Source organism: Sphingopyxis sp. (genome assembly GCF_036675685.1).
GTDB lineage: Bacteria > Pseudomonadota > Alphaproteobacteria > Sphingomonadales > Sphingomonadaceae > Sphingopyxis.
In genome coordinates this window covers 167,455-176,402 of the sequence record NZ_JAKFEM010000004.1, presented here as the reverse complement: position 1 = coordinate 176,402, position 8,948 = coordinate 167,455, and the positions used below count along the sequence as shown (strand labels likewise).

10 protein-coding genes are annotated in these 8,948 nt (G+C 65.1%); 4 read left to right on the top strand and 6 right to left on the bottom strand.

Translation table 11 applies throughout. From position 1 onward, the window contains the following. Nucleotides 1–71: 71 nt before the first annotated feature. A complete protein-coding gene (locus V6M50_RS02035) occupies nt 72–1,187 on the top strand; it encodes an OmpA family protein (RefSeq protein WP_332816867.1) in 1,116 nt (371 codons plus the stop codon). Nucleotides 1,188–1,437: 250 nt separating this feature from the next. After that, nucleotides 1,438–1,860 carry an ExbD/TolR family protein gene (locus tag V6M50_RS02030; RefSeq protein WP_332816866.1) on the top strand — a complete coding sequence of 141 codons (423 nt, stop codon included), beginning with the start codon at nt 1,438–1,440 and terminating at the stop codon, nt 1,858–1,860. Between the two features lie 194 nt (nt 1,861–2,054). Here V6M50_RS02030 and V6M50_RS02025 read toward each other — a convergent pair whose 3' ends face one another. The 3 genes from V6M50_RS02025 to V6M50_RS02015 form a co-directional block, all read right to left on the bottom strand. Next, nucleotides 2,055–2,594 (bottom strand): DUF1993 domain-containing protein, encoded by a 540-nt coding sequence (locus V6M50_RS02025; RefSeq protein WP_332816865.1) that lies wholly within the window; start codon nt 2,592–2,594, stop codon nt 2,055–2,057. A 30-nt stretch (nt 2,595–2,624) separates the two neighbouring features. Further along, nucleotides 2,625–4,409: an ABC transporter transmembrane domain-containing protein gene (locus tag V6M50_RS02020; protein WP_332816864.1), complete on the bottom strand. Its 1,785-nt coding sequence runs from the start codon at nt 4,407–4,409 to the stop codon at nt 2,625–2,627. A gap of 133 nt (nt 4,410–4,542) precedes the next feature. Beyond that, on the bottom strand, nt 4,543–4,800 hold the full coding sequence (locus V6M50_RS02015; RefSeq protein WP_332816863.1) for a YjhX family toxin: 258 nt from the start codon (nt 4,798–4,800) through the stop codon (nt 4,543–4,545). 273 nt (nt 4,801–5,073) lie between these two features. On the opposite strand from V6M50_RS02015, the gene V6M50_RS02010 reads away from it, so the two are divergent. Beyond that, nucleotides 5,074–6,294 (top strand): polyhydroxyalkanoate depolymerase, encoded by a 1,221-nt coding sequence (locus V6M50_RS02010; RefSeq protein WP_332816862.1) that lies wholly within the window; start codon nt 5,074–5,076, stop codon nt 6,292–6,294. A 204-nt stretch (nt 6,295–6,498) separates the two neighbouring features. Here V6M50_RS02010 and V6M50_RS02005 read toward each other — a convergent pair whose 3' ends face one another. Beyond that, entirely contained in the window at nt 6,499–6,894 is a 396-nt protein-coding gene (locus V6M50_RS02005; RefSeq protein ID WP_332816861.1) for a YkvA family protein, read from the bottom strand. A 24-nt stretch (nt 6,895–6,918) separates the two neighbouring features. Between V6M50_RS02005 and V6M50_RS02000 the strand changes: the two genes are divergently transcribed. Further along, nucleotides 6,919–7,911, top strand: a complete 993-nt coding sequence (locus tag V6M50_RS02000; protein WP_332816860.1) for a dipeptide epimerase — start codon at nt 6,919–6,921, stop codon at nt 7,909–7,911. 34 nt (nt 7,912–7,945) lie between these two features. Here the strand turns inward: V6M50_RS02000 and V6M50_RS01995 are convergent, their stop codons facing one another. After that, entirely contained in the window at nt 7,946–8,410 is a 465-nt protein-coding gene (locus V6M50_RS01995) for a pyridoxamine 5'-phosphate oxidase family protein (protein WP_332816859.1), read from the bottom strand. Nucleotides 8,411–8,475: 65 nt separating this feature from the next. Beyond that, nucleotides 8,476–8,871 (bottom strand): VOC family protein, encoded by a 396-nt coding sequence (locus V6M50_RS01990; protein WP_332816858.1) that lies wholly within the window; start codon nt 8,869–8,871, stop codon nt 8,476–8,478. Nucleotides 8,872–8,948: the final 77 nt, after the last annotated feature.

Sequence of the window (8,948 nt, the reverse complement as noted above, 5' to 3'; positions counted from 1 at the left end):
CTTGCACGGAACCAAAGGCACGAGTAGGACGTCTGCCGAGACGTATATCTCAAATTGAAAGGGGAATTACTATGAGGAAGCTTGCCGTAGCTGTGGCGTTGGCCTCCACCGCCCTTGCGTCGCCTGCTCTGGCGCGCGACGACTCCTGGTATGTGGGTGTCGGTGCTGGCGCAATGCTCGTCGAGGACCTTGATCTCGACATCGGCACCTTCAACAATGCCGGTTCGCTCGATCATCGCGCTGGCTATGATTTCGAAGGCACTGTTGGCTATGACTTTGGCGGTTTCCGCGCCGAAGTCGAAGTCGGCTTCCGTGAAGCCGACATCAAGTCGGGCCGCTTCACGACCCCCGGTATCCCGACCACGGCCGCCGGAGTGGGCGCGTTCACCGGTTCGACCCGGCTGAATGGCGATTCGAACGCGCTGAGCTTCATGGTCAACGGCCTGCTCGATTTCGGTGACGACGACGGCCTGCAAGGCTTTGTCGGCGGTGGTGCCGGTGTCGCCCGCGTGTCGGTCGAACCCGTGTTCGCCGGTCCGTTCCTCGACGATTCGGATACGGGCTTTGCCTGGCAGGCAATCGCCGGTGTCCGCGCGCCGCTGAGCGACAACATCGATGTTGGCCTGAAGTATCGCTTCTTCAACGCCGACAATCTGGATCTGGTCGATCAGGCCGGTCGCGACGTTTCGACGCGCTTCCGTTCGCACTCGATCCTCGGTACGCTGACGTTCAACTTCGGCGGTGCTCCGGCTCCGGTGGAACCGACGGCTCCGCCGCCGCCTCCCCCGCCGCCGCCGCCCCCGCCGCCCCCGCCGCCTCCGCCGCCGGTGGTTTGCGAGCCCGGGCCGTACATCGTGTACTTCGACTGGGATCAGTCGAACATCACGCCGGAAGCGGCTTCGACGCTCGACAACGCGATCAGCGCCTACAACCGTGGTTGCACGGGTACGCAGGTCATGCTCGCCGGTCACGCTGACCGTTCGGGTTCGGCCAAGTACAACGTCGGCCTGTCGGAACGCCGCAACACTGCGGTTCGCAGCTACCTCACCGCTCGCGGTGTCTCGGATGGCTCGATCAGCGCGCAGGCGTTCGGCGAAACCCGTCCGGCTGTTGCGACCGCCGACGGCGTCCGCAACGACCAGAACCGTCGCGTGGAAATCACTTACGGTCCGAACTCGGGCATGTAAGACGGTTTCCGCTCCCGACAGGGACGGAACGAAAAAGAGGGGCGGTACCGAAAGGTGCCGCCCTTTCTTTATGTGCGCCTTACCTGGGCTGCTCTCGCCCGGCCCAAATAATGCGCTTGCCAAGATGGGATAATGATATACCATCACAATGGGGCATCGGATGGTCTTGTGCCCTCACGAAGGGGAAGGGCCCGATAGAAGAGGGCCGCCTCTCCGGACCGGGAGAGAGACAATGCGCAGAAGCCGCAGCATGTTTCATCGCAGCATTTTTCGCGCCGACCCCAATGGCGATCCCGACATCAACACCACCCCGCTGATCGACGTCATGCTGGTGATGCTCGTGATGTTCATCATCACGATCCCGCCGCCGACGCATAGTGTCGATGTAACGTTGCCGGAGGTCATCCCGGGGCCTGCCGAAGTGCGTGACGAAAACCGTATCACCATCGATACGTCGGATGTGATCCGCTGGAACGGCGAGGCGATCGATCTCGCGCAGCTTGGACAGTTGGTGAAGACGGCGTCGGATCGAACAGCGCCCGCTACGCTGCGGCTCGAGCCCGACGCGCGGGCGCGTTACCTGCGCGTCGATGAGGCGATCGGGGCGATCCGGCGCAACGGCGGGTCGAAACTCGCCTTTCCCGGCATCCAGAATTATGCCGGGCTGATCTGATCAGGGTCAGGTCCTGCCATCGCGGGATGCCGCGAAGGTGGGAGTCCAGCCACTTCCTTTGCGCCTTTGTGTGAGATTTCTTGTTTCACACGAAGGCACGAAGGCACGAAGAAGTTAGTGAAAAGCGGGATTCCCGCCTTCGCGGGAATGACGGAATTAATAGGATCAGACCCCGGCGACCTCGCTCTCGCTGGTCAGGCGGTTGGCGCCGTTCCCGGCCGAAGATGGCGCATCATATAGCTGACATAGTCGGCCTTGCCGAGCGGGACGCCCATGTGGCGGAGCACCGCATAGGCGGCGACGCGGTGGAAGTAGAATTGTGGGCCAGCCCAGTCGCGGAGATAGTCGAAGGCGCTCATGTCGAAGACCATGCCGTTGGGCAGGGTGAAGCTGACCGGCCGGCCGCCGTCATCGCCGAGCGCGGCGGGATCGATGGCGTCGAGGAACAGGAGTGCGCGGGCGATCTGTTCCTGCATCGCGGCGAAATCGCTCGCATCGTCGGCAAACTCGGGGCCATTGTCGACGCCGAGGCGGGTGAGCGGCTGGACCGCCTGCACGCACGAAAAGCGGACCTGCGCCGCGAGCGGGAACATGTCGGGCGCCAGCCGGGCGACCGCGAATTGCAGTTCCCCGACATCGTTTTCGGCGCCCCACGCGCGCGCGCGCTCGAGCTCGCCCGACAACGCGCGCAAGGCATTTTGATAGGCGGGGACGGTCAGTTCGTAGAGCATCATGATATCCTTGGCTGAAGGAAGGCGCTGCGGTCAGGCGGCGGCGAGATTGTCCTGGAACTGGAGCCGTGCGAGACGCGCGTAGAGGCCGTCGGCGGCGACGAGCTCGTCGTGCTTGCCTTCCTCGACGATGCGGCCGTCGTCCATGACGATGATGCGGTCGGCGGCGCGCACGGTCGCGAGCCGGTGCGCGATGACGATCGTCGTGCGGTCGTGCATCAGCGTTTCGAGCGCATCCTGCACCAGCTTTTCGGACTCGGCGTCGAGCGCCGAGGTCGCCTCGTCGAGCAGCAGCAGCGGCGCGCGGCGCAGCAGCGCGCGCGCGATCGCGACGCGCTGGCGCTGGCCGCCCGAAAGGCGCGCGCCGCCTTCACCCATGAAGGTGTCGAGGCCTTGCGGCAGCTTGCGCAGGAATTCCTCGGCATTGGCGGCGCGCGCGGCCTCCCAGAGTTCGTCATCGCTCGCCGCCCAATTGCCATAGCGCAAATTGTCGCGCGCCGAGGCGGCGAAGATCACCGTTTCCTGCGGCACCATCGCGATGCGCGCGCGGATGTCGGCGGGATCGGCTTCGGTGAGCGGCACGCCGTCGAGCAGGATCTGGCCCGTCTGCGGGTCGTAGAAGCGCTCGGCGAGCTGGAAGAGCGTCGACTTGCCGGCACCCGACGGGCCGACGATCGCGACGGTTTCGCGCGGGCGGATTGCGAGGCTGAAATCGTGCAACGCGGGCGCGTCGGGGCGGGTCGGATAGTGAAACTCGACGCCCACAAATTCAAGCGTGCCGATGGGTGGTTCGGGAAAGGGGCGCGGCTTTGCGGGCGGCGCGATGCTCGCTTCGGCGTTCAGAAGCTCGCTGAGGCGCTCGGCCGCCCCCGCCGCGCGAAGCAGGTCGCCATAGACTTCGGTGAGCGCGCCGAAGGCGCCCGCGACCAGCCCGCCGGTGAGGACGAAGGCGGCGATCGTCCCGCCGGTGATCGTTCCCGCGGCGACGCCCGCCGCACCGTACCAGAGCAAGGTCGTGATCGCGCCGAAGAGCAGGCCGATAACGATCGCGGTCATTGTCGCGCGCAGGCGGATGCGGCGTTTCGCGGTTGCGAAATTGGCCTCGACCGCGGTCGTGAACCGCTGCGCCTCGCGCTCTTCCTGACCGAACGCCTGGACGATCTTCATCGCACCGAGCTGTTCGGCGGTCGTTGCGCCGATGTCGGCGACGCGGTCCTGGCTCGACCGCGAGACATTCTGGAGCTTTCGGCCGAGCAAGACGATCGGCATGATGATGACGGGGATGCCGAGCAGGATGCCGCCGGTCAGCTTGGGTGAGAGCGAGAAGAGATAGGCGATGCCGCCGATCCCCATCACGGTGTTGCGCAGCGCGACCGAAACGGTGGTCCCGACCGTCTGTTCGATGATCGAGGTGTCAGACGTCATGCGCGAGGCGATTTCGGACGGCCGGTTTTCCTCGAAAAAGCCCGGGGCGAGGCGCAACAGGTTGCGCTGCACCGCCTGGCGGATGTCGGCGACGGTACGCTCGCCCAGCCAGCTGACGAAATAGAAGCGCAGCGCGGTGGCGACCGCGAGCAGCAGCACGATCACGTAAAAGAAGCGGAAATGCGGCGCGACGTCGCCGCCGCCGGCGACGAAGCCGCTGTCGATCATTTCCTTGAATTGATAGGGGATCGCGAGCGTCGCGAGCGCGGCGATGCCAAGCGCGACCGCGGCGATCAGCAGTTGCAGCGGATAGCGACTGGCATAGTGCCAGATCATGCGCAGGCTGCCGAGCTTGCGGCGGGGCGTGTCGGATTTGTCGGATGTGGTCGCCATGGACGACGGCCCTAGCAGCCCCGCCGATGCCGCTCAACGCCGCAGAATGACACATGGCTTCAAGCGCTTTGAAGCAGGGCGATAGGATCGCGCCGAAAAGGGAGCGCGGCGGCCTGCGCCGCGCTCCCTGTCGTCAACGATTGTCGAGCTGCGCACGCACGGCGCGCAAGCCCGCCTGCGTGATGCGGTACGGCGCGCCGTTCTGCGAGCCGATGAAACCGCGTCGCCGCAGCCGGTTGAAGAGCGACAGGCCGGTGCCCGCAAGGACGAAGCCGTCGCGGGTAAAGCACAGCGCTTCGACGATATGGCCGGCTTCGCCGCGGCGATGGCGGATCATGCCGCCTTGCGCCAGCACATGGAGCACGCGCTGCTCCGCTTTCGAAATGTTCATGGGATATGTCCGGGATGATAAGCAACAAAGGCGCGTCGGCGCTTTGGCCGACACGCTCCACGCATCCCGTTTTCGCCGGGATGTTAGCGGTTGCCCGCAATCTCAGACATAGTCACTCCATCGGCGCATCGGGCGCCGCGGTGCAGGATATGGACAAATTTTGCGCTCCGCAACGATTATGACGCATTGCACAATAAGTCTGAGCCCCTAGACTGCTAACCAATAGGCAGACGCCGAAGAGCGCCGCCGGGGTCACGCAAGGAACAATCGAATATGCTGTATCACGCCTTTGACATGCAGAAGAACTGGCTCGCGGGGGCGAGTGCGCTGGCGACCGCGGGCGCGCAGGTGATGCAGCACCCGGCGAATCCGCTCGGCTATTTCAGCGGCAGCCCGATGTTCGCCTCGGCGCTCGAGGTGTTCGCGCATGCGTCGGCGCCGCGCGGCAAGCCGGGGTTCGAGCTGTACGAGACCGAAGTCGATGGCGAGACGGTACGGGTGACCGAGGTCGTAGAAGCGCGCAAGCCCTTCGGCCAGCTCAAGCATTTCAAGCACCAGGGCACGAAGAATGCTCCCAAGCTGCTGATCGTCGCGCCGATGTCGGGCCATTATGCGACGCTGCTGCGTGGGACGGTCGAGCGCATGCTGCCGGGCCATGATGTGTGGATCACCGACTGGCGCGACGCGCGCAACGTGCCGCTGGAAGCGGGCAAGTTCGATCTCGACGATTATGTCGATTATCTGATCGCGTGGCTCGAGCATATCGGGCCGGGCGCGCATGTGCTTGCCGTGTGCCAGCCTTCGGTGCCGAGCCTCGCCGCCGCGGCGATCATGGCGGCGAACAAGAACAAGTGCCGGCCCAGGACGCTGACGATGATGGGCGGGCCGATCGACACGCGCAAGGCGCCGACCGCGGTCAACGAGCATGCGATGACGCGGCCGCATGCGTGGTTCCAGGAAAATGTGATCGCGACCGTCCCGGCCTATTATCCGGGCGCCGGGCGCCGCGTTTATCCGGGCTTCCTGCAGCTTGCCGGCTTTATGTCGATGAACCTTGGCAATCACATGATGAGCCACTGGTCGATGTTCAAACATCTGGTCGACGGCGATGGCGAAGAAGCCGACAAGACCAAGGAATTCTATGACGAATATCGCGCGGTGTGCGACATGACCTCCGAATTCTACCTCCAGACCGTCGACGTCGTGTTCCAGCGCCACCTGTTGCCGAAGGGCGAGATGCTGCACCGCGGCCAGCCGGTCGACGTCGGCGTGATCGACGACATCGCGATCCTCGCGATCGAGGGCGAGCGCGACGATATTTCGGGGATCGGCCAGACCAAGGCGGCGCTGACGATCGCCAAGTCGCTGCCGGCAGAGAAGAAGAAATATCTGATGGCGAAAGGCGTCGGCCATTACGGGATATTCAACGGCCGCAAGTGGCGCGAGGAGATTGCGCCGGTGGTCGAAAAGTGGATTCGTAGCAACGGCGGGTGAGGTCGTCCGCTAGCGACCGGAAGGAGCCCTTTCAAATCTCGTCACCCTGAACTTGTTTCAGGGTCCATGGCCTGCCGGTTCCTTCGACGCAGCGTTTGATTAGAACTCGGGCCATGGATGCTGAAACAAGTTCAGCATGACGAATATTGGAGGGCAGTTAACCACCCCAAAGCAAACCTTCGACGCTGCTTCGATGCGCCGCCTCTAATGCCAGGGCGACGTCCGCACCGCCCAGTAAACGAGATAGAGCAGCATCGCCCAGAGCAGCAGGATGAACGCCATGCCCGCGCGGCTCGACGGGCGTTCGCTTGTGGTTTCGGCGGCGGCGTGGAGTTCGGCCCATAGGGTATCGGGGATCAGGCGGCGCACGACCCACAGGCCGAGCGGGACGATCAGCAGATCGTCGAGCCACCCCAGCACCGGAATGAAATCGGGGATCAGGTCGATCGGCGACAGCGCATAGGCCGCGACCGCGATCGCCAGCACCCGCGCGAGCCAGGGCACGCGCGGGTCGCGCGCGGCAAGCCATGCGGCGTGCGCCTCGACCGCGAGGCGGTGGCCGAGGTCGCCGATGCGTTCGGAAAGGGATTTGCCGGTCATCGCTATCTACACTAGCCTTCCCGCATGGCTATCCAACTGAAAAGCGCGCGTGTCGAACGCTGGCCGGTCGAGGGATCGTTCGTCATCAGCCGCGGCGCCAGGACGCATGTCGATGTCGTCGTCGCCGAAATCGAGGGCGAGGGCGAACTCGGGCGCGGCGAGGGGACACCGATCTATTATCTGGGCGAGGATGCGGCGGGGTGCCGCGACCAGCTGTTGCGCGTCGCGCCCTATATCGCCGAGCTGGGCGCCGCCGAGGCGCGCGCCGCGGTGCAGGAATTGATGGCGGCGGGCGCGGCGCGCAATGCGCTCGACTGCGCGCTGTGGGATCTTGAGGCGCGGCAGCGCGGCCTGAGGCTCTGGCAGCTGGCGGGGTGCGACGGTGCGCCGACGTCGCGCGTCACCGCCTTCACCATCTCGCTCGGCACGCCCGGCGCGATGGCCGAGCAGGCGGCGACCGCCGCGGCCGACGGCTATCGCCTGCTCAAGCTCAAGCTGACCGGCGACGGGGATCGGCTGCGCGTTGCAGCAGTGCGCAAAGGCGCGCCCGAGGCGCGGCTGATCGTCGACGCCAATGAAAGCTGGCGCGACATCGATATACTGAGCGAAGCCGAGGCGCTCGCCGACATGGGGGTCGAAATGATCGAGCAGCCCGTGCCGGTGGGCGCCGACGCGCTGCTCGACCCGATCTATGCGCCGATCCCCTTTGTCGCCGACGAAAGCTGTCAGACGGCGGCCGATGTGGCGCGGATCGGGGCCTTTTACGACGGGGTGAACATCAAGCTCGACAAGGCGGGCGGGCTGACCGAGGCGCTGCGGATCGCCGATGCCGCCGACGCGGCGGGGCTGTCGATCATGGTCGGGTGCATGCTGTGCACCAGCCTTGCGATCGCGCCGGCGTTTGTTCTCGCGCAGCGTGCGCGCTGGGTCGATCTCGACGGGCCGGCGCTGCTCGAGCGTGACCGGGAGAACGGGTTCGAGTTTCGCGAGGGGCGGATCGGGCCGCCGGTCCTTTAGTCGTCGCCCCCGCCTCCGCGGGGGCGACGGGCGATTACAGCGCCACCTCGGCGTGCTTGCCGAGTTCGCCTTCCTTCATCGTCATGCCGGTCGCGAGCTTGAACATGCCCTTGATGCCGGGGTCGGCGGTCCAGATTTCGGCATCGTCGAGGTCGAAGCGCAGCAGGACGAGCTTCGGATCGTCCTTGCCGCCTTCGTACCAGGCCGCGATGCCGTTGTTCCACAGCTTGTCGAGCACCGCGCGGTCGGTTTCGCGGCGCAAGGTGCCCGAGATGCAGGCGAAGAGGTCGTGCCCGATCGACGTGAATTGCGCCATCGCGGGGCCGCCGCCCGCCAGCCGGTTGTCGGTTGCGGTGAAGAACCAGAAAGCGCCGTGCGCATCCTTGTCGAGCTGCGCGTTCATCGGGATGTGATGCTCGCGCTCGCCGGTCGCGCCGACCATGACAGTGGGGCTGTCGGCCAGTGCCTTCCAGAACTGCTTCTTGATGTCGTCGCTCATCGAAATGGCTCCTTTTGGCCCCTCGATACGTCATCAACGCGGCAGCTTCCCCGATGTTGCCCGGTTCAGCGCGGGCGCGGCTCGGCATAGCTGACGACCTCATATTCGATGCCGTCGGGGTCGAAGAAGTAGAAGCGGCGCCCGGGCTCGTAATCGCCATGGTTGAACGGCGTCAGGCCGACCGCTTTCACGCGCATCTCGATCGTGTCGAGATCGTCGACCTGCACCCCGACATGGTTGAGCGGCGCGCCCTTGGGATATTGCGCGTCGGCATGCTGACCATCGGGGCCGGTGTAGAGTGCGATATAAGCGGCGTCGCTGCCGAGGTGGATCGTGCGCCCGCCATCGCGCGCGGGGCCGCGCCAGCGTTCGTGCCAGCCAAAGATCGCCGAGAGGATTCCGGCGGTGCGGTCGGGGTCGCTGACCGTCAGATTCACATGCTCGATGAAGGGATGCGTCACCTTTATTCTCCTGATTCGCGTTGACGCACGGCTTATGAAAGCTCAAGTCAGGTTGAGATCAAGCAAAAAGCAAGGAG

Coding starts and splice junctions, on each gene's coding strand:
- V6M50_RS02035 (WP_332816867.1), top strand. CDS start 72: ATGAGGAAGCTTGCCGTAGCTGTGGCGTTGGCCTCCACCGCCCTTGCG.
- V6M50_RS02025 (WP_332816865.1), bottom strand. CDS start 2,594: ATGATGCTCTACGAACTGACCGTCCCCGCCTATCAAAATGCCTTGCGC.
- V6M50_RS02020 (WP_332816864.1), bottom strand. CDS start 4,409: ATGGCGACCACATCCGACAAATCCGACACGCCCCGCCGCAAGCTCGGC.
- V6M50_RS01995 (WP_332816859.1), bottom strand. CDS start 8,410: ATGAGCGACGACATCAAGAAGCAGTTCTGGAAGGCACTGGCCGACAGC.
- V6M50_RS02015 (WP_332816863.1), bottom strand. CDS start 4,800: ATGAACATTTCGAAAGCGGAGCAGCGCGTGCTCCATGTGCTGGCGCAA.
- V6M50_RS02010 (WP_332816862.1), top strand. CDS start 5,074: ATGCTGTATCACGCCTTTGACATGCAGAAGAACTGGCTCGCGGGGGCG.
- V6M50_RS02000 (WP_332816860.1), top strand. CDS start 6,919: ATGGCTATCCAACTGAAAAGCGCGCGTGTCGAACGCTGGCCGGTCGAG.
- V6M50_RS02030 (WP_332816866.1), top strand. CDS start 1,438: ATGTTTCATCGCAGCATTTTTCGCGCCGACCCCAATGGCGATCCCGAC.
- V6M50_RS02005 (WP_332816861.1), bottom strand. CDS start 6,894: ATGACCGGCAAATCCCTTTCCGAACGCATCGGCGACCTCGGCCACCGC.